Genomic DNA, 20,923 nt, shown 5'->3' with positions numbered 1-20,923 from the left:
GTCCAGGACGGGTGGGGCGGGTAGCGGTGGCGCGCCAGTCTACGGGCCGGACGCGTTCGTCCGGTTACGGGGTCGTGGCGCGTCGGGATCCTCCCGCGAGGAGCGCCCGCGCGCCAGTCGGGGATCGTCCCTAGGGGACGGCCAGCGCGGCGCGCAGGGCGTCCGGCGTGGTGACCGGGGCACGGCAGGCGAAGCGCTCGCAGACGTACGCGGTCGGGACGCCGTCGACCGCGGGCCGCCCGGCGAGCAGCGGCACGGTCCGGGCGGCCTCGCCGTCGGGGTCGCCGTCGCCGACCGCGAGCACGAGCCCGGGGCGCAGCTGCTCGTGCACGACCGACACGAGCGCGTCCCGCTCCGGGCCGGCGGGGCCGACGATCGCGACCTCGTGCACGGGCGCGACGACGAGCAGCGCCGCGCGCAGCAGGTGCCCGAAGGCGGCGGGATGCTGCGGTGCGATCGCCGCCAGCAGCGCCAGCTGCCCCTCGGCCGCCGCGCGGTAGCGGCGCTCGCCCGTGAGCGCGGCGAGGCGCAGCAGGCCGTGCGCGGCGGCGGACCCGCCCGCGGGCAGGGGCGCGTCCTCGATGTCCTTGCGCCGCGTGACGAGCGGCTCGTGGTCGTCGGCGGTCGAGAAGAAGCCGCCGTGCTCGCGGTCGAGGAACCGCGCGAGCAGCTCGTCGGCGAGCTCGCGCGCGGCGGAGAACCAGCGCGTCTCACCGGTCGCCTCGTAGAGCGTCAGCAGCGCCTCGAGCAGGAACGCGTGGTCCTCCAGGTAGGCCGGGTACCGCGCGGTCCCGCGCGAGAAGGTCCGCAGCAGACGGCCGTCCCCGTCGCGCAGGCGCTCGAGCACGAACGCGGCGGTCTCGCGCGCCGCCTCGAGGTGGTCGGCGCGGCCGAGCACCGCGCCCGAGCGGGCCAGGGCGTCCAGCAGCAGCGCGTTCCACGCGGTCAGCCGCTTGTCGTCGACCCCGGGGCGCGGGCCGGCGTCGCGGGCCTGCAGCAGCCGCGCGCGCACGCGCGCGCGGACCTCCGGCCAGGGCTCCGCGCCGCGCGACTCGAGCACGTTGCGGCCCGCGAGCTCGGGGTGCTCCGGGTCGGAGAAGTTGCCCTCCACGGTGGCGCCGAGCCAGGCGATCGCCTCGTCGCTGGCCGGGTCCCCGTCGAGCGCCGCCTCGAGCTGCTGCAGCGTCCAGACGTAGGAGGCGCCCTCGACGCCGTCCGCGTCCGCGTCGAGCGCCGCGTGGAAGCCGCCGTCCGCGGCGCGCATCTCGCGCAACGCCCAGTCGAGGGTCTCCTCCGCGGTCCGGCGCAGGAGGTCGTCGCCGAGCAGCTGCCAGCCGTGCAGGTAGGCCCGCGCCAGCAGCGCGTTGTCGCTCAGCATCTTCTCGAAGTGCGGCACCGTCCAGCGGGCGTCGACGCTGTACCGGGCGAAGCCGCCGCCGATCTGGTCGTTGATCCCGCCGCCCGCCATCGAGCGCAACGTGTACCCGCTCATCGAGCGCTCGCCCAGCGCCAGCAGCAGCTCGATCACCGGTGCCTGCGGGAACTTCGGGGCGCCGCCCCAGCCGCCGTTGACGCTGTCGAAGCTCTCGCGCAGCCGGTCGACCGCGCCGTCGAGATCCGCGCGCGTCAGCTCCGCCCCGGATGCGCGCAGCCGCGCGCCACCGGAGATCCGCGCGACCATGCGCTCGCCCTGCTCCTCGATCTCGTCGCGGCGCGTCGCCCACGCCTCGGCGAGCACCTCCAGCAGCTGCGTCCACGACGGCATGCCCTGGCGCGGCTCGGGCGGGGAGTAGGTGCCGCCGAAGAACGGCACCTGGTCCGGGGTCAGGAAGACGTTCAGCGGCCAGCCGCCGTGACCGGTCATCGCCTGCACCGCGTCCATGTAGATCGCGTCGAGGTCCGGGCGCTCCTCGCGGTCGACCTTCACGCAGACGAAGTGCTGGTTCATCAGCGCCGCGGTCCGCGGGTCCTCGAAGGACTCGCGTTCCATCACGTGGCACCAGTGGCAGGCGCTGTAGCCGATCGACAGCAGCAGCGGCCGGTCCTCGCGGCGCGCGCGGGCGAGCGCCTCCGGACCCCACGGCAGCCAGTCGACCGGGTTCCCGGCGTGCTGGAGCAGGTAGGGGGACGTCTCGTGCTGCAGCGCGTTGGGCACGTCCGCAGCGTTGCAGACCGGCACCCTCGGCCCGCGTGGACGCGCCAGCGACGGGCCGCGCGCCGCGCCCCGTCGCGTCGCGTCCCGCCGCGTCGCTCAGCGCGCGAGGCCCGCCAGGGGCCGCGCGACCCGTGGCACGGGACCGATCGGACCGGGCCGCCCGGTGAGCCCGTCGGCCGCGCCGGACCGCCGCGCGGCCAGTGCGCGGGACGCCGAGCCGCTGATCCGCTTCCCGCCGAGCGTGCCGCTGATCCGGCCCGACGCGGTGATGCGGACCCGGCCGCGCGCCGCGGCGCTGCCGCTGATCGTGAAGCTCGAGGTGCCGCGGTCGGAGAGGAACCCGGTGACGCGCACGTCGGGCACGTAGGAGACGCGCCGGAAGCGGAAGCCGGTCCGGGTCGCCTCGGCGAAGCCCGCGCGCAGGCCACCCGTGCGCGAGCCGACGCGGATCCCCGTGCCCGCCGCGAGCGCGTCACCGATGAACTGGCGGCGCACGTCGGTGAGCGTCGCCAGCAGGGCGTTGACGGTCCGGGCCGCCTTCGTGCGGCCGCTGACGCGGCTCAGCCGCGTGGGCGGCCGCGAGGTGGGGGAGAACGGGTTGGCGATCGCGGGACAGTCCGCGACCGGCTGCCCGGCGAAGAACGCCTGCACTGCGCGGCCCGCGCAGCCCGCGGGCTCACCGCCGAGCACCGAGTGCCCGGCGAAGGGGACGTTCAGCACGCGCGCCCCGGGGACTTGCTGGGCGACCAGGCGGCCGTTGAGCAGCGGGGTGCGCAGGTCGGTCGAGCCCTCGAGGATGAGCGTCGGGACCGCGGGGAGCGGGCCGGTCGCCGCCGGCGGCGGCGAGGCGACGGGCCAGCTGGCGCAGGGCACCGTCATCTCGCTGCCGAGCGCGACGGCCGGGCTGAACGGGGCGTACGCGGCGGCGGGCAGGCCCGCGATCGCCGCGCGGGCCTGCGCGAGGCGCTGGTCGCGGCCGGCGGCCCGGTCGAACGGGAACAGCGACTCCTCGCAGCGGGTGGCGAGGAACAGCGCGTCGTTGTCCGGCAGCGACGCCTGCTGCGACGCGACGCCGGTCAGCCCTCGCGCCCGCACCGCGAGCCGCGCCAGCGGCGTGCGGTCCCCGTCGAGGTAGGCGCGCAGCGACGCCGGCAGCTCGGCGCGCAGCGCCGGGTTGAGGTCGCCCGCGAGGAGGATGTCGAAGATGTCCTGCTCGGTGACCCGGAACGTGAGCCGGCTGCCGTCCGGGGCGGTGACCCGCCCACGCGCGCTGCCGCGCGCCAGCCGCCGCACGCTCTGGGACAGCACCCCGCCGATCGAGCCGCGCAGGCCCGGGCAGGCGTTCCCGGCGCAGAGCTCGCCGAGCACGCGCGGGATCTCGGCGAACGTCGCGCGCCGCAGCGTGTCCGGACCGTCGGCCGGGAGCACGGAGTCGAGCACGAGCGCCTCGACACGCTGCGGGTACGCCGCCGCGTAGGCGAGCGCGACCTTCGTGCCGTACGAGACCCCGTAGAGCACGAGCTTGTCGTAGCCCGCCTCGACGCGCAGCGTCTCGATGTCCGCGACGGACTCGGCCGTGCGGAAGAACGCGCGGGCCGGGCCGAGCTGGGCGGCGCAGCCGGCGACCGCCTGCGCCTCGCTGAGTCCCTGCCGGGTGAGGGCGCTGCAGCTGAGCGGGGTCGAGCGGCCGGTGCCGCGCTGGTCGAAGACGAGCAGGTCCCGGGTGGTGAGCGCCGGGGCGAGCGCCGCCCGGAACGAGGACGAGAACGGGGTCGCCGCCTGGCCCGGGCCACCGGCCAGCGGCACGACCGCGGTCGCGGTCCGCGTGCCGGGCGTCAGGGGGGCGCGACGGACCGCGAGGGAGATCGTCCCCGGGGTCGCGCCCGCCCGGTCCAGCGGCACCGGGACGGTCGCGCACTCGAATCCCGCGGTGGCGTCGGGGCAGGCGCCGAAGGTCGCGGCGGCGCCGGCCGAGGCGGGTGACCCGACGGCGGCGAGCGCCCCGGCGGCGACGGCGATGAGCAGGGTGCGCGTGCGCGACATCCGCGCACCGTACCCGCGCGAGGCGGGTTGTACGCTGGTCCCGTGTCCGCCCACCGCGAAGTGATCACGGCGCTCGGCGCCCCGGCCGCCGTCGGGCCCTACAGCCACGCCGTGCGCACCGGAAACCTGCTGTTCTGCTCCGGGCAGATCCCCCTGGACCCCGACTCCGGCGAGCTCGTCGGCGACGCTCCCGGCGACCAGGCGCGCCAGTGCCTGCAGAACCTCCAGTCCGTGGTCGCCGCGGCGGGCGCGCAGCTCGCGGACGCGGTGCGCCTGACGGTGTACCTCACGGACATGGACGCGTTCGCCGAGGTCAACGCCGTGTACGAGACCTTCTTCCCCGCCGACCCGCCCGCGCGCGTCGCGTTCGGCGTCGCCGCGCTGCCGAAGGGCGCGCAGGTCGAGATCGACGCCATCGTCGCGCTCCCGGCCTGACTCCGTGACCGTCACCGCCGACGACGTCCGCCGGGCCCGCGCGGCCGTCGGCGGCGTCGCCCGGCACACCCCGGTGCTCCCGTCGGCGACGCTGTCGGAGACGACCGGCACGGAGGTCGTGCTGAAGGCGGAGAGCCTCCAGCGCACCGGCGCCTTCAAGGTCCGGGGCGCGCTGGCGAAGCTCGCCGCGCTCGGCGAGGAGTGCGCGCGGGGCGTGGTGCTCGGCAGTGCCGGCAACCACGCCCAGGGCGTCGCCTGGGCCGCCCGCGAACGTGGGGTGCCGTGCGTCGTCTACATGCCGGCCGAGGCGTCGATCCAGAAGTCCGAGGGCGCGGCCGAGCTCGGGGCCGACGTCCGGCTGGTGGGGGAGACCGTCGACGACGCGGTCGCGGCCGCGCGCACGCACGCGCAGGAGCACGGCCTCGCCTTCGTCCACCCGTTCGACGACCCGGACATCGTCGCCGGGCAGGGCACGCTCGGGCTCGAGCTGCTCGAGGACCTGCCCGATCTCGGCGCGGTCGTCGTCCCGATCGGCGGCGGCGGTCTCTGCTCGGGCGTCGCGGTCGCGGTCAAGGCCGCGCGTCCCGACGTGCAGGTGATCGGCGTCCAGGTCGCGTCGTGCGCCCCGTTCCCGCGCTCGCTCGCCGCCGGGGAGCCCCTGCCCGCGCTGCGGCCCGCCTCGACGCTCGCCGACGGGATCGCGGTCAAGCGCCCCGGCGCCCTGACCCTCGAGCTCGTCGGCCGCTGGGTCGACCGCGTCGTCGTCGTGCCGGAGGACGACGTCGCCGAGGCGATGGTGCTGCTGATGGAGAAGGCGAAGCTCGTCGTCGAGGGCGCCGGCGCCGTCGGCGTCGCGGCGCTCACGGGCGGGGCGTTCGACCCGGCTGCCGCCGGCGTCCGCGGCACCACCTGCGTCGTCCTCTCGGGCGGCAACGTCGACGCGGGCACCCTCGCGCTCGTCGCCCGGCGCCACGAGACCGAGGCGGGGCGGCGGGTCGTGCTCTTCACCCGCGTCCCCGACCGGCCCGGCGCGCTCGCGCGGCTGCTCGCGTGCGTCGCGGACACGGGCGCGAACCTGCTCGAGGTCGACCACGTCCGCGAGGGCGTCGACCTCCACGTGCGCGAGACCGCGGTGCAGCTCGTGCTCGAGACCCGGGGCGCCGGCCACGCCGACGCGGTGCAGCACGCGATCGCGGGCGCCGGCTACGCCGCCCGGGTGGTCCGCTGAGACCAGAATTCATCGGTTCGGCACACGGATCCCTGCGACGATCCGTCGCATGAGCACCAGCACCCCCGTCCAGATCGATCGCGAGCGCATCCGGGAGCTGACGGAGCGGGAGGAGGCGCGCCTGAACGAGCGCACCGGCGGGTCCGGCGAGACCTACTCCCGTGCCCAGCAGGTGCTGACCGGCGGCGTCGCGTCGTCCTACCAGGCCCGCGACCCGTGGCCGATCTACCTCGAGCGCGGCGCCGGCCCCAAGGTCTGGGACGTCGACGGCAACGAGATGCTCGACTTCCACAACGGCTTCGGCTCGATGGTCCAGGGCCACGCCCACCCGGCGATCGGCCGCGCGATCTCCGAGCGCTACGCGCAGGGCACCCACTTCGCCGCGCCGACGGAGGACGCGATCATCGTCGGGGCGGAGCTCGCGCGCCGCTGGGGCCTGCCGAAGTGGCGGTACACGAACTCGGGCTCGGAGGCGACGATGGACGCCATCCGCATCGCCCGCGCGCACACCGGCCGCGACGACGTGCTGAAGATCTTCGGCAGCTACCACGGCCACCACGACACCGTGATGGTGTCGATCGGGGTCGCGTACGACGCGATCGGCGACCGCGACCACCTGCAGTCGCTCCCGTACGGCGGCGGGATCCCGCAGTCGACCGTCGACCACGTGCACGCCGTGCACTTCAACGACGCCGAGGCGATGGAGCGCAAGATCGTCGCCCTGGACCGCGATGGCCGCAAGCCCGCCTGCGTGATCATGGAGGCGGCGATGATGAACCTCGGCGTCGTCCTGCCGCAGGACGGCTACCTCGACGAGGTCCGGGAGATCACGCGCCGTCACGGCGTCGTCCTGATCTTCGACGAGGTCAAGACCGGTCTGTGCATCGCGGCCGGCGGCGCGACCGAGCGGTTCGGCGTGACCCCCGACCTCGTCACGCTCGCCAAGGCGCTCGGCGGCGGACTGCCGACCGGGGCGATCGGCGGCTCGGACGAGGTGATGCAGTGCGTCGAGGACGGCACCGTCTACCAGGTGGGCACCTACAACGGGAACCCGCTCGGCATGGCCGCGGCCCGCGCGAACCTGCTCGAGGTGATGACGCCCGAGGCCTACGACCACCTCGCGATGCTCAACGACCGGATCCTCGCGGGCTGTCGCTCGGTCATCGAGGAGTTCGCGCTCCCCGGCTACGCGGTCGGCATCGGGTCGAAGGGCTGCGTGACGTTCTCCCCGGTCCCGGTCGTCGACTACGAGACGTTCAAGGCCAACCAGGACGCGGAGCTCTGCGATCTCGCCTGGCTGTTCAACATGAACCGCGGGATCTTCATGACCCCGGGCCGTGAGGAGGAGTGGACGCTCTCGGTCACCCACCAGGCGGATCACGTCGACCGCTACGTCGAGGTGTTCCGCGAGATGGCGTCCGACCTCACCCGCTGAGCGCCGACGCGCCAGACGCCTCCGCGGAGGCGTTCCGGCAGCCGCTGCCCGAGGCGGTGGGCTGCGCACTGGGCGGCACCGTCGGTGCCGTCCGGCCGGTCACCGGCGGGGACCTCAACCTCGCGTTCCGGATGGTCGTCGACGGCCACCCCGTGTTCGTCAAGACCGCGCCGGACACCTCCGCGGAGGCGTCCTCGGCGTTCCCGGGAGAGGCGGCGGGCCTGCTCTGGCTCGCCGAACCCGGAGCACTGCCGGTACCCGCGGTGCTGGCGGTGACCGAGCGGTTCCTCGCGCTGCAATGGGTCGAGCCCGGCCCGTCGCGGGGCGCCGCCACCGAGGAGGAGCTCGGTCGGGGACTGGCTGCCGTCCACGCGGCGGGAGCGCCCGCCTACGGGGGCGCGCACGTGCTGCGACTCGGCCCGCTGGCTCTCGCGGACGGGCCCGCCGAGAGCTGGGCCGCGTGCTTCGCCCAGCAGCGGCTCGAGCCGCTCATCGGGCGGGCGCTCGACCTCGGCCGGGTGGATCCGGCGGGGGCGGCCGCGCTCGTGCGCGTGTGCGAGCGGATGGACACGCTCGCGGGACCGCCCGAGCCGCCGGCCCGCGTGCACGGCGACCTGTGGTCGGGAAACGTGCACGTCGACCGCGACGGCCGGCCCTGGCTCGTCGACCCGGCGGCCCACGGCGGGCATCGCGAGGTGGACCTGGCGATGCTGCGCCTCTTCGGCGGCATGTCGGAACGGTGCTTCAGCGCCTACGAGGAGGTCGCCCCGCTCGCCGACGGGCACCGCGAGCGCGTCACGCTGTGGCAGCTGTTCCCGCTGCTCGTCCACGCCGTGCTCTTCGGCGGCGGCTACGGCGCGCGGGCGACCGAGATCGCCCGGCGCCTCGCGTGACCGCGCGCCACGGACCGCCCGGACTACTTCACGCGCTGGACGAGCTCGCCCCGAGCGTCCCGCACGGTCAGCGACAGGGTGCGCTCGCTGGTCACCGGGCCAGGGCGCAGCGCCCGGTAGGCGAAGCGGATCTGCCGCGTGTCGAGGTTCAGCGGCAGGATCAGCGTGAGCGCGCCCCCAGCGCGGGTCTTCAGTCCGGTCTTCGTCAGCGACCGGCGCTTCTTGCCCACCAGGTGGTAGACGTCGACCCGCGCGCCCTGGATGCCCTTGCCGGTCCGCGTGCTGCGCAGCGTGCCGCGGATCACCACGCGGCGGCCGTACCGGTTCGTCAGGCGCGTGGACTTCGAGCGGTCGAACCGCATCGACAGCCGCGCCGACAGGATCTCCTCGATCGTCTGTGCCGCGACCGGCGTGCTGCCCGGCGCGACGGGATCGCCGTTGCCACCGCCCCCGTCCACGTTCGGGCGCGGGAACTGCGTCACGTACGCGGACGTCGCGTTGCCCGCCGCGTCCTCGACGTCGACCTGCACCGTGTGCGGTCCGGCCGCCAGCGAGCGCGAGTCGAGCTCGATCGGCACCCCGGTGACCAGCGGGGGGCACGGCACCGGCACGGTGAACTGGTACGGGTCCGCGTCGGCGGGGGCGGCGTCCGTGCAGGCGCCGCCGCCGAGCGGGGCGGTCGCCTTCAGCACGCCGTCGACCTTCACGAGCGCCCGGTAGACGCCACCGCCCGCGTCGGCCGCGTCGAAGCGCAGCCGCAGGACGCCGCTCGTGTCGCCGCTGTCGATCACCGACACGCCGCTCACCGTCGGCGCGGCGGCGTCCTTCAGCCCGACGGCGACCTGCTCGATGTCCGCGCGCAGCGTGCGCGTGCACGTCTCGTCCCCGCCCTTGGTGCAGACCACCGAGAAGCGCGCCCACGAGGCGTCCAGGCCCTGCTTGTCCACCGGGTCGACGAGATCGCTCGTGCAGGGCGAGTCCGCGGCCAGCGCGCACTTCTCGAGGATCGCGGTGTCGGTGCTGAGCTCGTAGGTGGAGTCGAGGGTCTGCTCGCTCCTCTGCACGCCGCCGGTGCGTCGCCGGGCGCTGACGCGCACGATCCGCGTGCCCGCGGGCGCGTCGAACCGCAGCCGCGCGACGGAGCCGCCCCGGGCGCCCGGGGCGAGCGTCTCCGACAGCGCGCCGCCCGCGGCGCACGTGTTCGCGACGTTCGCGTCGCCGATCTGGGCGAGGGCCCAGCCGTCGGCGCCGTTGAGCGCGTTCTCCGGGCCGCGACAGCCGAACACCGTGTAGGTGTCGGCCGCCGCGGGCGCGGCGGGGAGGACGGCGAGGGAGGCGGCGGCGAGCAGGCCGGCGCGGCGCAGGTGCATGGGGGGTGTCGGTCCTTCGGGGTGGGGTGGGAGTCCGGCTGGGTGCTGACCCGGGAGCGTCCGTGCCCCGCGACCGAGGCCGGGTTCTAGCACGCGCTCCGGGGCCCGTTTCCCCTGCAACGAGAGTTGTCCTTGGGTCCTGTTCCCGGTGCACTGGTCGCCGTGCCCCGGGCGGCGTAGGCTCCCGCCATGCCGCTGCCCCCCGGCCCGCGCGGGCCCGTCGCCGTCGTCTCCGCACGGTTCGCGCACCGCCCGCTGGACCGCCTCGTGCAGTGGCACCGCCGCTATGGCGACGTCTTCACCGTGCGGCTGCTGGGCTTCGGACCGGGGGTGTACGTCGCCGACCCCGACGCGGTCCGGCAGCTCTTCACGGGCGACCAGTCGGACCTCCTGGCCGGGGAGGCGAACTCCGTGCTCATCCCGGTCCTCGGCGAGCACTCCGTGCTCGTCCTCGACGGGCCCCGGCACCTGCGCCAGCGCAAGCTCCTGCTGCCGCCGTTCCAGGGCCCCCGCGTCGCGGGGTTCCGCGAGATCATCCGCGATGCCGCCGAGCGCGAGGTCGACCGCTGGCGTCCCGGCGACGAGCTGGTCCTGCGCGAGCGGATGCGCGCGGTCGGGTTCGAGGTCATCTGTCGTGCGGTCTTCGGCGTTCGCGAGCCCGCGCGGGTCGAGGCGCTGCGGGTCGCGCTCTCCGCGGTGCTCGACACGTCGGCGCTGCTGCTCGCCGACGAGCGCCTGCGCGCGGACCACGGGCGGTTCAGCCCGGGCGGCCGGTTCGCCCGTCGGCTCGCGGTTGCCGACCGCCTCGTGCACGCGGAGATCGCCGAGCGCCGTCGGGCGGGCGATCTCGACGCCCGCGACGACGTGCTGTCGCTGCTGCTGCGTGCCCGCGACGAGGACGGCCAGGCGCTGTCCGACGCGGAGCTGCGCGACGAGCTCGTGACGCTCCTCGCCGCCGGCCACGAGACCACCGCCACCGCCCTCGCCTTCGCGTTCGAGTTCCTCCTGCGCGACCCGGCCGCGCTGGCCCGGGCCCGCGCCGCGGCCGCCGACGGCGACGACGCCCATCTCGAGGCGGTCGGCCGCGAGACGCTGCGCCTGCGCCCGGTGCTCGACGCCACGGAGCGCACCCTGACCCGTCCGCGCGAGGTGGCCGGCTTCGAGCTCCCGGCGGGCGTGCGGGTCTACCCGGCGATCGCGCTGATCCATCGACGGCCCGACCTGCACGACGACCCGCTCGCGTTCCGTCCGGAGCGCTTCGCCGCCGGGGAGACGCCGCCGTACTCGTGGCTGCCGTTCGGGGGCGGGATCCGTCGCTGCATCGGGGCGCCGCTGGCACAGGCCGAGATCGTCGAGGTCCTCCGGGTCGCCCTGTCCCGGGTTGAGCTGCTCCCCCGCACGGCCCGTCCGGACCCGGTGGTGCTGCGCGGGATCACGATCGCCCCGCGGGACGGCGTCCGGGTCCGGGTCGTGCGGCGGCTCAGCCGCCCTCGCGCAGCAGCGCCCGGCGGATCTTCCCGCTCGTCGTCTTCGGCAGCTCCGCGCTGAACTCGACGATCCGCGGGTACTTGTAGGGCGCCGTCTGCGCCTTCACGTGGTCCTGCAGCTCGCGCGCCAGCGCGTCCCCGGGGCGATACCCGTCGCGCAGCACGACGACCGCGCGCACCACGCTGCCGCGCTCCTCGTCCGGCGCCGCGACGACCGCCGCCTCGGCGACGGCCGGATGGGCCACCAGTGCGCTCTCGACCTCGAACGGGCCGATCCGGTAGCCGGCGCTGATGATGACGTCGTCGGTGCGTCCCTCGAAGAACAGGTACCCGTCGTCGTCCTGGCGGACCTTGTCCCCGGTGTGCCAGGGCGTCCCCGACGGGTCGGTCGCGGCATCCCGCGCGGGCAGCGACCCGTCGGCGCCGAGGTAGCCGAGGAAGAACGTCGGGACGGTGGCCGGATCGGCGAGCAGCTCCCCGTCGTCGCCGAGCCACAGGCGCACCCCGGGGAGCGCGCGGCCCATCGAGCCCGGGCGCACCTCCGCGCCGGGCGGGACGCCGGTCATCTGGCCGGTCTCCGTCTGGCCGTAGCCGTCGCGGATCTCGAGCCCGGTCGCCGCGCGCCACGCGTGCAGGACCTCGGGGTTGAGCGCCTCCCCGGCGGCCACGAGCCCCCGCAGGTGCGGGAACGCGCGGAGCGTCGCGCGCTTGGCGATCACGCGGTACTCGGTCGGCGCCATGCACAGGATGGTCACCCGCTCGCGCTCGAGCAGCTCGAGCCGCTGCTGCGGATCGAACCGCTCGTCGTGCAGCAGGGTGGTGGCACCCCGGATCCACGGGGCGATGAAGACGTTGCGGGCGCTCTTGGACCAGCCCGACGCGGCGGTGCACCACACGATGTCGCCAGTCCCGGCGGCCAGCCAGTGCTCGGACTGCACGGCCTGCCCCGAGAGGTACCGCTGCCCGTGCAGGACCGCCTTGGGCTCCCCGGACGTTCCCGAGGTGAACGTGATCAGGCAGGGCGCGTCGGCGGCCAGGTCGACGGCGGGCGGCACGTCGGCCGCGTAGATCTCCGGATCGGGCACCGTCAGGACGATCGGCGGCTGCACGCCCGCCGGCGCCGGCAGTGCGAGGGCCCCGTCGAGCGCGCCCCGGTTGCGCGCGTCGCAGACCACGAGCGCCGGGCGCGCGACGTCGAGGCGCAGCCGGAGGTCCTTCGCGCGCAGCTGCTCGGTGCACGGGAGGACGACGGCGCCGATCCGGAAGCAGGCGACCATCGTCTCGACCCAGACCGGACGGTTGCCGATCAGCGTCAGCACCACGTCGCCGGGGCCGATCCCGTGGTTCGCGAGCGTGCCGGCGAGCCGCCCAGACCGCTCGGCCACGTCGCCGAAGCGGTGCTCGGTCCGGCTGCCGTCCCGGGCGAGCTCGATCAGGGCGACCCGATCGGCGGGGGCGGCGTCGACGACCTCGGCGGCGAAGTTCATCCGGTCGCGCAGTCTGCCAGGGACCGTCGACACCCGCCGCGTGCGCTCGCGACATGCCGCTCCGGACGGTCTGGCGACCGTCGACGCGCCTACGCGCGCGCGAGCGCGCCGAATTGGCGGCTCGACACCCGATACCTCGGACGAAGGACGGAGTATCCTGCTCCGGCACGCACGCCGTCGCACGACTTTTTCGAACCAGCAACCGCAGGAGGCCCGCATGGCCATCGCCACCCCCTCGGCGTCCGACTACACGGACGAGCAGAAGGCGATCATCGAGATGGTCCGCCAGTTCGCGGACGAGCAGATCATCCCCAACGCGGAGCACTACGACTCCACGGACACCTACCCCGAGCCGATCATCGAGCAGCTCAAGGAGCTCGGCCTCTTCGGCATCACGATCCCCGAGGAGTACGGTGGCCTGGGCCTCGACCTCACGACCTACTGCATGGTCGTCGAGGAGCTCTCCCGCGGCTGGATCTCCATCTCCGGCGCGATCAACACCCACTTCATCGGCACGTACCTGCTGATGAAGTTCGGCACCGACGCGCAGAAGCAGAACTACCTGCCGCGCATGGCGACGGGCGAGATCCGCGCCGCGTTCTCGCTGTCCGAGCCGGAGCTCGGCTCCGACGTGCAGGCGATCAAGACCGCCGCGAAGAAGATCGACGACGCGACGTACGAGATCAACGGCCAGAAGATGTGGGTCACCAACGGCCTCATGTCCGACCTCGTCTTCGTCCTCGTGAAGACCGACCCGGACGCGCAGCCGCGCCACAAGGGCTTCACGTGCTTCATCGCCGAGAAGGAGGGTGGCGTCTCGGAGAACACCGGCAAGTACGCCGGCCTCACCGTCCCGCCGAAGCTGAAGAAGATGGGCTACAAGGGCGTCGAGTCCACGGAGCTCGTGTTCGACGGCTACAAGTGCCCCGCCGACAACATCCTCGGCGGCGAGGACGCGGGCCTCGGCCAGGGCTTCTCGCAGATGATGGACGCCCTCGAGGTCGGCCGTGCGAACGTCGCCGCCCGCGGTGTCGGCATCGCCCAGCGCGCCCTCGAGCTCGCCCTGCGCTACTCGCAGGAGCGCAAGACGTTCGGCAAGCCGATCTGCGAGCACCAGGCCGTCCAGTTCAAGCTGGCCGACATGGCGACGCAGGTCGATGCCGCCCGCATGATGACCCTGCGTGCCGCGCGCATGAAGGACGCGGGCGAGCGCTCGGACCTCGAGGCCGGCATGGCGAAGCTGTTCGCCTCCGAGGCGGGTCGCTTCTGCGTCGAGGAGTCGTTCCGCATCCACGGCGGCTACGGCTACTCCAAGGAGTACGAGATCGAGCGTCTGTACCGCGACGCGCCGCTCCTCCTCATCGGTGAGGGCACGAGCGAGATCCAGCGCATGGTCATCGGCAAGAAGCTGCTCCAGCGCCACAAGATCTGATCCGTGTCGGGCCCGCCTCGTCGGGCCCGGCGCGCACACCACGCGGACCGGTGTGGGCCTCCGGCTCAGCCGGTCCGCGTGGGGCAGTCCCGCAGGTGGTCGTTCACGAGTCCGCACGCCTGCATCCCCGCGTACACGGTCGTCGGGCCGAGGAAGCGGAAGCCCGCGCGCTTCAGCGCCTTCGCCAGCGCCGTGGACTCCGGGGTGATCGCGGGGACCTCCGCCCACGTCACGGGTGGCGTCGGTCGCCGCGCCGGCGCGTGGGACCAGATCAGCTCGGGCAGTGGCTGCGGGCCGTCCCGGAGGTCGAGCGTCGCACGCGCGTTCGCGATCGCCGCCTCGATCTTCGCGCGGTTGCGGACGATCCCCGCGTCGGCGAGCAGTCGCTGGACGTCGCGCTCGTCGTACCGCGCGACGATCTCCGGATCGAAGCCGGCGAACGCGCGGCGGAAGTTCTCCCGCTTGCGCAGGATCACCAGCCAGCTCAGGCCGGACTGGAACGCCTCGAGGCACAGCCGCTCGTACAGGCCGCGCTCGTCGCGGACGGGCACGCCCCACTCGTGGTCGTGGTAGGCGGCGTAGTCGGGGTGGTCGTCGCCGAAGCAGCGCATCGCGTGCCCGGTAGGGTGACAGGCATGTCGTCCGATGCTCCCGCGTTGATCGAGACCGCCGTCCACCGCTTCCTCGAGGAGGTACCCGCGCTGAAGCCGCTGACGATGGTGATCGGCATCGAGCTCGTGGGCGGCCGGTCCGACACGCAGATGTTCCGCCTGGTGATGCCCGACGTGACGGTCACGAAGGACATCGCCGCCGACGCCAAGGTGCGTGTGAACATGCGGCGGGACTTCTTCAACCTGATGGTCCAGCACGACGCGAAGGTCGCGGACTGGCACGAGGCGTTCCACGACGGCAAGGCCAAGGCCACCGGTGTCCCGCAGTACATGCGGCTGATCGCGCAGGTCGTGGAGAAGCAGGAGGAGCGCAACCGCCTCCGCCGCGCCCGGAAGTAGCCGTGACGCCGGAGCGCGTCCGCATCGACCAGTGGCTCTGGGCGGCGCGCTTCGCCAAGACGCGCGCCCTGGCCAACGAGGCGGCCGGCGGGGGCCGGGTGAAGATCAACGGGGCGACGGCCAAGCCGTCCCGCGAGGTGCTCGTCGGGGACACGGTCGAGGTCGTGACGGGTCCGGTCCGCAAGACCGTCGTCGTGCGCGAGGTGGTCCGCCGCCGGGTCTCGGCGGCGGTCGCCGCGACACTCTACGAGGAGACGCCCGAGAGCATCGCGGCACGTGAGGAGGCCGCGGCGGTCCGGCGGCTGGCGGAGCCCCTGCGCTTCGAGGGAGGAGGGCGGCCGACGAAGCGCGACCGCCGGCGGTTCGAGGCCGAGCGCGAGGCACGCCGCTCCCGCGATCTGGAGTAGGGGCCCCAATACGTCTCCGCGGAGGCGTTCGAGAGCGGCAGTGCGCCACCGAGGTGACGGAAGCGTCACGGCTTCGTGCCGATCGCCCCACGATCGGGGTCGCCGGGCGATCTCGGGAGTAGAACGCACGTTCGTGTCCTCTTTCGCCGCCGCCCCGCCCCCGCCCGACCCGTCGACGCTGTCCGACGACGAGCTCGTCCTCGAGCTGCAGACCCTCACCGCGCACATCGACGCCGCCAAGGCGCGCTGGCTGCTGCTCGTGGCCGAGGTGCGCGCCCGCGGCCTGTGGGCCGCCCACGGCGCCCGGTCGTGCGCGGAGTGGGTCGCCTGGCAGTGCGGGATCGGCGCCGGGGCCGCGCGGGAGCAGGTCCGGGTGGCCGGGGCACTCCAAGAGCTCCCGGCGGTGGCCGAGGCGTTCGGACGGGGAGAGCTCTCCTACTCGAAGGTCCGGGCGCTCACCCGGCTCGACGAGCTCGAGGACGGCCCCGAGCTGGTCGACCTCGGTCGCGCGCACACGGCCTCCCAGCTCGACCGCGTCGTCCGCGCCACCCGCCGCGTCGACCGCGTCGAGGCGGCCGCCGCGCACGTCGAGCGGGCGTTCACGCTCCACGACCGCGAGGACGGCGGCGTCGATCTGCGCGGTCGTCTTGGGGCCGACGAGGCAGCGGTCCTCCGGCGCGCGCTGGAGGCGGCGGAGCAGGTCCTCCGCGAACGAGCCGACGACGACCCCGCGTCCGCCCCGGCGGCGGGGGAAACCGTGGCGCCGCCGGAGCCGGGCACGACGGCCGCCGCCCGCCGGGCGGACGCGCTGCTGCTGCTCGCCGACACGGTGCTCGATGTCGGCCCGCGGCCCCGGTCGGCACCGCGTCGCCACGAGGTCGTCGTGCACGTCGACAGCGCGCTGCTCACCGCGGACACCTCCGCGGAGGCGTCCGGAACTGCCGTCACGGGCGCGGCGACCACGGACGACGGCGCCGCCCTGGCCGCCGAGGTCGCGCGACGACTGTGCTGCGACGCCGGCCTCGTCACGAGCCTCGACGAGCCCGACGGCACGCCGCTCTCGATCGGCCGCCGGCGTCGGACGGTCCCGGCGTCGATCCGCCGCGCGCTCGAGCGGCGCGACGGCGGCTGTCAGTTCCCGGGATGTGGTGCGCGTCGGTGGGTCGACGCCCACCACGTCGAGCACTGGGTCGACGGAGGGGAGACCAGCCTCGACAATCTCGTGCTGCTCTGCCATCACCACCACAAGCTCCTGCACGAGGGCGGCTACCGAGGCTCGTGGACCGACGACGGGCCGGGCGGACGGCGATTCGCCGTCGAGAACGAGCACGGCGTCCGGCTCCCGCCGGTCGTCGCCGCCCGAGCGGGGCACGCCTCGGTCCTGCGCCGCACCTCCGCACCCGACGGCCGGCCGATCGATCCGCGGGCGACGGCGGGGCGCCAGACCGGTCAACGGCTCGACCTGGGGCTGTCCGTCGCGGCGCTCCTGCGGCGCCTCCGCGGGAACGCCCGGCGCGGCAGCGACTAGCCTCATGGGCATGGCCTTCCGGATGCCGGCGGAGTGGGAGCCGCATGAGCGCACGTTGATGACGTGGCCGTGCCGCCTGGACATGTGGGAGGAGCTGCTGCCCGCGGCCGAGGAGCAGTACGCGGGCGTGGCGAACGCGATCGTCCGCTTCGAGCCGGTGACGATGGTCGTCGCGGACGAGCGCGCGGCCGCGCGGGCGCGGGAGCTCCTGGAGCCGGCCGTCGAGCTGCTGCACCTGCCCGCCGACGACTCGTGGCTGCGGGACAACGGTCCCGCCTACGTGCTGGACGGGGAGCGGCGCCAGGGCGTCTGCTTCGGCTTCAACGCCTGGGGCGAGAAGTTCGCCCCGTTCGACGCCGACGCCGCGCTCGCCGCGCGGCTGGTCGAGCACCTGGGCGACGAGGCGCGCGTCGAGGAGCTCGTCCTCGAGGGCGGCTCGTTCGGGGTGGACGGTCGCGGCACGCTCATCACCACCGAGCAGTGCCTGCTGCACCCCAACCGCAACCCGGACCTCTCCCGCGAGGAGATCGAGGAGCGCCTGCGGGACACGCTCGGGGTGCAGCGGATCGTCTGGCTCGGCAACGGGCTCGTCGAGGACCTCGACACCGACGGGCACGTCGACCTCATCGCCGCGTTCACGCGTCCGGGACAGGTGCTGCTGCAGCAGGTCGCCGACGAGAACCCCAACCACGGGGGGATGCTCGAGAACCGGCGCCGGCTCGAGTCCGCCGGGCTCGACGTCCTGCCGTTCCCGTACCTGTCCTACGCCGACGTCGCCGGCGAGCGCGTCGTCGTGTCGTCGATGAACTTCTACCTCTGCAACGGGGCGGTCATCGTCCCCGTCGCCGGCGCCGATCATGACGACGCCGCGCTCGCGACGATCGCCGACGCCTATCCCGGTCGCGAGGTCGTCGGCGTCCCCGCGGAGGTCATCGCCGCCGGTGGCGGCGGGCCACACTGCATCACCCAGCAGGTCCCGGCCGTCGGGGCCCGTCAGCAGGAGGACACCGTCGGATGAGCGCCTACCGTCTGATCACCGCGACCGGAGCGACGCCCCCGTCCCCGGCACGGGTCGACGAGCCCACCCGCGGACCGCTGCGCGTCGGCGCCGTGCAGCACCGCTGGCACGCCGATCCGGACGAGCACCGCGAGGCGCTCGCCGAGGGCGTACGGATGGCCGCGCGCGAGGGCGCGCAGATCGTGTGCCTCCAGGAGCTGACGCTGTCGCCGTACTTCGCGATCCAGCCGGACGGGCCGGCCGCGGTCGGCGCCGCCCCGGAGGACCTCGAGGACGGGCCGACCGTCGCGTTCGCGCGCGACCTGGCGACCGACCAGGGCGTCCACGTGCACGCGTCGCTGTACGAGCGCGCCGACGCGCAGGACGGCCTGGGCTTCAACACCGCCGTGGTCGTCGCCCCGGACGGGACGCTCGTGGCGCGCACCCGCAAGCTGCACATCCCGGTGACCGAGGGCTACTACGAGGACCGGTACTTCCGCCGCGGCCCCGCCGGGGAGGACGCGTTCCCGGTCGTGCCCGTGCACCACGGACGGTTCGGCTTCCCGACCTGCTGGGACCAGTGGTTCCCCGAGCTCGCTCGCGCCTACTCGCTCGCCGGCGCCGAGGTGCTCGTCTACCCGACGGCGATCGGGTCCGAGCCCGGGCACCCCGGGTTCGACACGCAGCCGCTGTGGCAGCAGGTGATCGTCGGCAACGGGATCGCCAACGGCACGTTCATGGTCGCGGTCAACCGGATCGGCACCGAGACCATGCGACGCCCCGAGGACCCGCACGGTCCGGCGACGACGATCACCTTCTACGGGTCCTCGTTCATCAGCGACCCGTACGGTCGGGTGCTCGTCCAGGCGCCGCGCAGCGAGCCGGCCGTGCTCGTCGCCGACCTCGATCTCGACGCGCGCGGGGACTGGCTGACGCTCTTCCCGTTCCTGACGACCCGCCGTCCTGACGCCTACGCGTCGCTCGTCGCGCCGCCGGAGGCCGTGGAGGCCGGGGAGTGAGTCTGACCGCGACCGTCGCCGCCGCCGGTCTGGCGATCGCCGGCGCTGCGGCGGCCCCCGGCGCGGAGCGGCCGCCGATCCACTGGGACCCGATCCCCTACGACGCCCGGCGGCGCGCGGACATGCGCGCGTACAGCCGCCGCCACTACGGCCTGGACCGCGCGGCCCTGCGCGATCCGAAGGTGATCGTCGAGCACGTCGCGGTCGCGTCCAGCTACCGCGCGGTCCGCAACACCTTCGTCCCCAACGTCGCCGACCCGGAGCTGCGGGAGAAGCCGGGCGTGTGCTCCCACTTCGTCGTCGACGGTGCCGGACGGATCCACCAGCTCGTGCCCCTCCGGCTCATGTGCCGGCACACGGTCGGCCTGAACTACACGGCGATCGGGATCGAGCACACGGGCTTCCGGGACGGGGACGTGCTCGGCAACGCCCGGCAGCTCCGTGCGTCACTGCGCCTCACCGCGTGGCTGCGGGCGCGCGAGGGCATCACGCTGGGCGACGTCATCGGGCACAACGAGTCGCTCTCCAGCCCGTACCACCGCGAGCGCGTCGCGCGCCTGAAGCGCCAGACCCACGGGGACTTCCGTGCGTCCTCGATGCGCGTGTACCGGCGGGCGCTGACCGCACTCGAGCGCGGAGGCTGAGCGCGGCGGCTAGGCTGGGAGCATGAGCACGCAGGACGACGACTTCGACGAGCTCCTCGCCGGCGAACCCGACGAGCGCGGCGGCTCCGGCAGCCCGCTGAAGGCCGTGCCCGGCCTCGCCCGGCTCGCCGCGGGAGCCTGGCTGCGCACCGCGCAGTGGTCGGTCGAGACCGGGGTGCGCTCGTCCGCCCGGCTGCTGCGCGCCGCCGCGTCGGGCGAGTCAGCCGCCGAGCTGCTGCACGAGGTGCGCGAGGGCGCCCGCTCGCAGGCCCGGACGCTGCTCGGCGTCACCGACCTCGAGGAGCGCGTCCGCGGCGTGTCGGACTGGGTGACGCCCGCGGGCGTCGCGCATGCGCGCGAGGAGCGCGCGGCCCGGCACCCGAGCCGGGCGCCCGCCCCCGACCCGTCCGAGCTGCGTCTCGCCAGCCTGCGCGACCGCGGCAGCGCGCTGCTCGTCGCCTCCGCCGACGTCCTGCACGAGGACCACACCCATCCCGCGTACGAGCGGATCCTCGACGAGCTCGTCCCCGACGAGGCACGGATCCTGCGGCTGATGGCGCTCGAGGGCCCGCAGGCCGCGATCGACGTCCGCACCGCCCGACCGCTGAACGTCGGCTCGGAGCTCATCGCGCCCGGCATCACGATGATCGGTGCCCGTGCGGGCGTGCGGTACGTCGAGCGCGTCCCGGTCTACCTGAACAACCTCTTCCGCCTGGGCCTGCTGTGGTTCTCCCGCGAGCCGGTGAAGGAGCTGCACAAGTATCAGGTGCTCGAGGCGCAGCCCGAGGCGCTGGAGGCCGCCAAGACGGCCGGTCGCGTCGCGAAGGTCGTGCGGCGCAGCATCGCGCTCACCCCGTTCGGCGAGGACTTCTGCGCCACGTGCCTGCCGGTGGCGTCCCCGATCGAGCCGGTGGCGCTGCTGCAGCGCGGCGAGGGTGACGGGGCCGACCGGCCCGGCGCCGACGTCGACGCGACGGCGCGCAACGGCTCGACCGGCAACGGCGGTGGCGGGTCCGGCGCCGGGCGCACACGGCGCTGACGCTCAGGGCGCCGCGGGGCCCGGCTGGTCCTGCGGGCACCACCAGGTGGTGCGCCCGCCCACGTGGCGCGCACGAGCTCCGTCCCGCAGCGCGGGCACACGCGGCCCGGCTTGCGATGCTCGACCTGGCCGCCCTGCTCGTGCAGGCTCCGCGCTCGGAGCCCGCGGTCCTCGACGCCTGCCGCTACTGGCTCACGCTGTTCCCGTTCCTCACCACCGGCCGGCGCGACGCCTACGCGCCGCTGGCCCGGCCGAGAGCCTGCTCGCCCACGCCGCCGTCACCGCGGCGGCGCCCGCCGATCCACTGAGACCCG

19 protein-coding genes are annotated in these 20,923 nt (G+C 74.7%); 14 read left to right on the top strand and 5 right to left on the bottom strand.

All coding sequences use genetic code 11. The features are described from left to right. Positions 1–130 precede the first annotated feature (130 nt). Complete coding sequence (locus C7Y72_RS18680; RefSeq protein ID WP_107570702.1) at positions 131–2,155, bottom strand: thioredoxin domain-containing protein; 2,025 nt, start codon at positions 2,153–2,155, stop codon at positions 131–133. 96 nt (positions 2,156–2,251) lie between these two features. Next, positions 2,252–4,198 carry an alpha/beta fold hydrolase gene (locus C7Y72_RS18675; RefSeq protein ID WP_107570701.1) on the bottom strand — a complete coding sequence of 649 codons (1,947 nt, stop codon included), beginning with the start codon at positions 4,196–4,198 and terminating at the stop codon, positions 2,252–2,254. A 42-nt stretch (positions 4,199–4,240) separates the two neighbouring features. On the opposite strand from C7Y72_RS18675, the gene C7Y72_RS18670 reads away from it, so the two are divergent. From C7Y72_RS18670 to C7Y72_RS18655, 4 genes are read left to right on the top strand one after another with little or no spacing between them, the layout of a single operon-like run. Continuing rightward, a complete protein-coding gene (locus C7Y72_RS18670) occupies positions 4,241–4,633 on the top strand; it encodes a Rid family detoxifying hydrolase (RefSeq protein WP_107570700.1) in 393 nt (130 codons plus the stop codon). Between the two features lie 4 nt (positions 4,634–4,637). Continuing rightward, positions 4,638–5,861 carry a threonine ammonia-lyase gene (gene ilvA, locus C7Y72_RS18665; protein WP_107570699.1) on the top strand — a complete coding sequence of 408 codons (1,224 nt, stop codon included), beginning with the start codon at positions 4,638–4,640 and terminating at the stop codon, positions 5,859–5,861. 49 nt (positions 5,862–5,910) lie between these two features. After that, on the top strand, positions 5,911–7,296 hold the full coding sequence (locus tag C7Y72_RS18660) for an aspartate aminotransferase family protein (protein ID WP_107570698.1): 1,386 nt from the start codon (positions 5,911–5,913) through the stop codon (positions 7,294–7,296). A gap of 56 nt (positions 7,297–7,352) precedes the next feature. Next, the gene (locus tag C7Y72_RS18655; RefSeq protein ID WP_199224011.1) at positions 7,353–8,189 is read left to right on the top strand and encodes a fructosamine kinase family protein; all 837 of its coding nucleotides are present in this window, start codon (positions 7,353–7,355) and stop codon (positions 8,187–8,189) included. 23 nt (positions 8,190–8,212) lie between these two features. Here C7Y72_RS18655 and C7Y72_RS18650 read toward each other — a convergent pair whose 3' ends face one another. Continuing rightward, positions 8,213–9,559 carry a hypothetical protein gene (locus C7Y72_RS18650; RefSeq protein WP_107570697.1) on the bottom strand — a complete coding sequence of 449 codons (1,347 nt, stop codon included), beginning with the start codon at positions 9,557–9,559 and terminating at the stop codon, positions 8,213–8,215. 189 nt (positions 9,560–9,748) lie between these two features. On the opposite strand from C7Y72_RS18650, the gene C7Y72_RS18645 reads away from it, so the two are divergent. Continuing rightward, positions 9,749–11,107, top strand: a complete 1,359-nt coding sequence (locus C7Y72_RS18645) for a cytochrome P450 (protein ID WP_107570696.1) — start codon at positions 9,749–9,751, stop codon at positions 11,105–11,107. On the opposite strand, the gene C7Y72_RS18640 is transcribed toward C7Y72_RS18645, so the two are convergent. Further along, on the bottom strand, positions 11,040–12,533 hold the full coding sequence (locus C7Y72_RS18640; protein ID WP_107570695.1) for an acetate--CoA ligase: 1,494 nt from the start codon (positions 12,531–12,533) through the stop codon (positions 11,040–11,042). The genes C7Y72_RS18645 and C7Y72_RS18640 overlap by 68 nt on opposite strands. A 217-nt stretch (positions 12,534–12,750) precedes the next feature. Here C7Y72_RS18640 and C7Y72_RS18635 point away from each other — a divergent pair, with 217 nt between their 5' ends. After that, positions 12,751–13,965: an acyl-CoA dehydrogenase family protein gene (locus C7Y72_RS18635; RefSeq protein WP_107570694.1), complete on the top strand. Its 1,215-nt coding sequence runs from the start codon at positions 12,751–12,753 to the stop codon at positions 13,963–13,965. A gap of 65 nt (positions 13,966–14,030) precedes the next feature. Here C7Y72_RS18635 and C7Y72_RS18630 read toward each other — a convergent pair whose 3' ends face one another. Further along, positions 14,031–14,576, bottom strand: coding sequence for a DNA-3-methyladenine glycosylase I (locus C7Y72_RS18630; RefSeq protein ID WP_107570693.1), 546 nt, complete (start codon positions 14,574–14,576; stop codon positions 14,031–14,033). Between the two features lie 24 nt (positions 14,577–14,600). Here C7Y72_RS18630 and C7Y72_RS18625 point away from each other — a divergent pair, with 24 nt between their 5' ends. From C7Y72_RS18625 to C7Y72_RS18590, 8 genes are all read left to right on the top strand, one after another. Beyond that, the gene (locus tag C7Y72_RS18625; protein WP_107570692.1) at positions 14,601–14,975 is read left to right on the top strand and encodes a hypothetical protein; all 375 of its coding nucleotides are present in this window, start codon (positions 14,601–14,603) and stop codon (positions 14,973–14,975) included. A 2-nt stretch (positions 14,976–14,977) separates the two neighbouring features. Beyond that, a complete protein-coding gene (locus C7Y72_RS18620) occupies positions 14,978–15,382 on the top strand; it encodes an RNA-binding S4 domain-containing protein (RefSeq protein WP_107570691.1) in 405 nt (134 codons plus the stop codon). A gap of 133 nt (positions 15,383–15,515) precedes the next feature. Further along, positions 15,516–16,910, top strand: a complete 1,395-nt coding sequence (locus C7Y72_RS18615; protein ID WP_158276934.1) for an HNH endonuclease — start codon at positions 15,516–15,518, stop codon at positions 16,908–16,910. A gap of 10 nt (positions 16,911–16,920) precedes the next feature. Beyond that, the gene (locus C7Y72_RS18610; protein ID WP_107570689.1) at positions 16,921–17,928 is read left to right on the top strand and encodes an agmatine deiminase family protein; all 1,008 of its coding nucleotides are present in this window, start codon (positions 16,921–16,923) and stop codon (positions 17,926–17,928) included. Then, positions 17,925–18,926, top strand: a complete 1,002-nt coding sequence (locus C7Y72_RS18605; RefSeq protein ID WP_107570688.1) for a carbon-nitrogen hydrolase — start codon at positions 17,925–17,927, stop codon at positions 18,924–18,926. Before C7Y72_RS18610 ends, C7Y72_RS18605 begins: the two co-directional genes overlap by 4 nt. Then, positions 18,923–19,570: a peptidoglycan recognition protein family protein gene (locus C7Y72_RS18600; RefSeq protein WP_107570687.1), complete on the top strand. Its 648-nt coding sequence runs from the start codon at positions 18,923–18,925 to the stop codon at positions 19,568–19,570. The genes C7Y72_RS18605 and C7Y72_RS18600 overlap by 4 nt, the downstream gene beginning before the upstream one ends. Positions 19,571–19,592: 22 nt before the next feature. Then, positions 19,593–20,609, top strand: coding sequence for an Abi-alpha family protein (locus tag C7Y72_RS18595; protein ID WP_107570686.1), 1,017 nt, complete (start codon positions 19,593–19,595; stop codon positions 20,607–20,609). Between the two features lie 116 nt (positions 20,610–20,725). Next, positions 20,726–20,917, top strand: coding sequence for a hypothetical protein (locus C7Y72_RS18590; protein WP_199224010.1), 192 nt, complete (start codon positions 20,726–20,728; stop codon positions 20,915–20,917). The last annotated feature ends 6 nt before the right edge of the window (positions 20,918–20,923 follow it).

It is taken from the genome of Paraconexibacter algicola, from assembly GCF_003044185.1.
Classification (GTDB): Bacteria; Actinomycetota; Thermoleophilia; order Solirubrobacterales; family Solirubrobacteraceae; genus Paraconexibacter; species Paraconexibacter algicola.
This window is presented reverse-complemented; position numbering and strand designations above follow the sequence as displayed.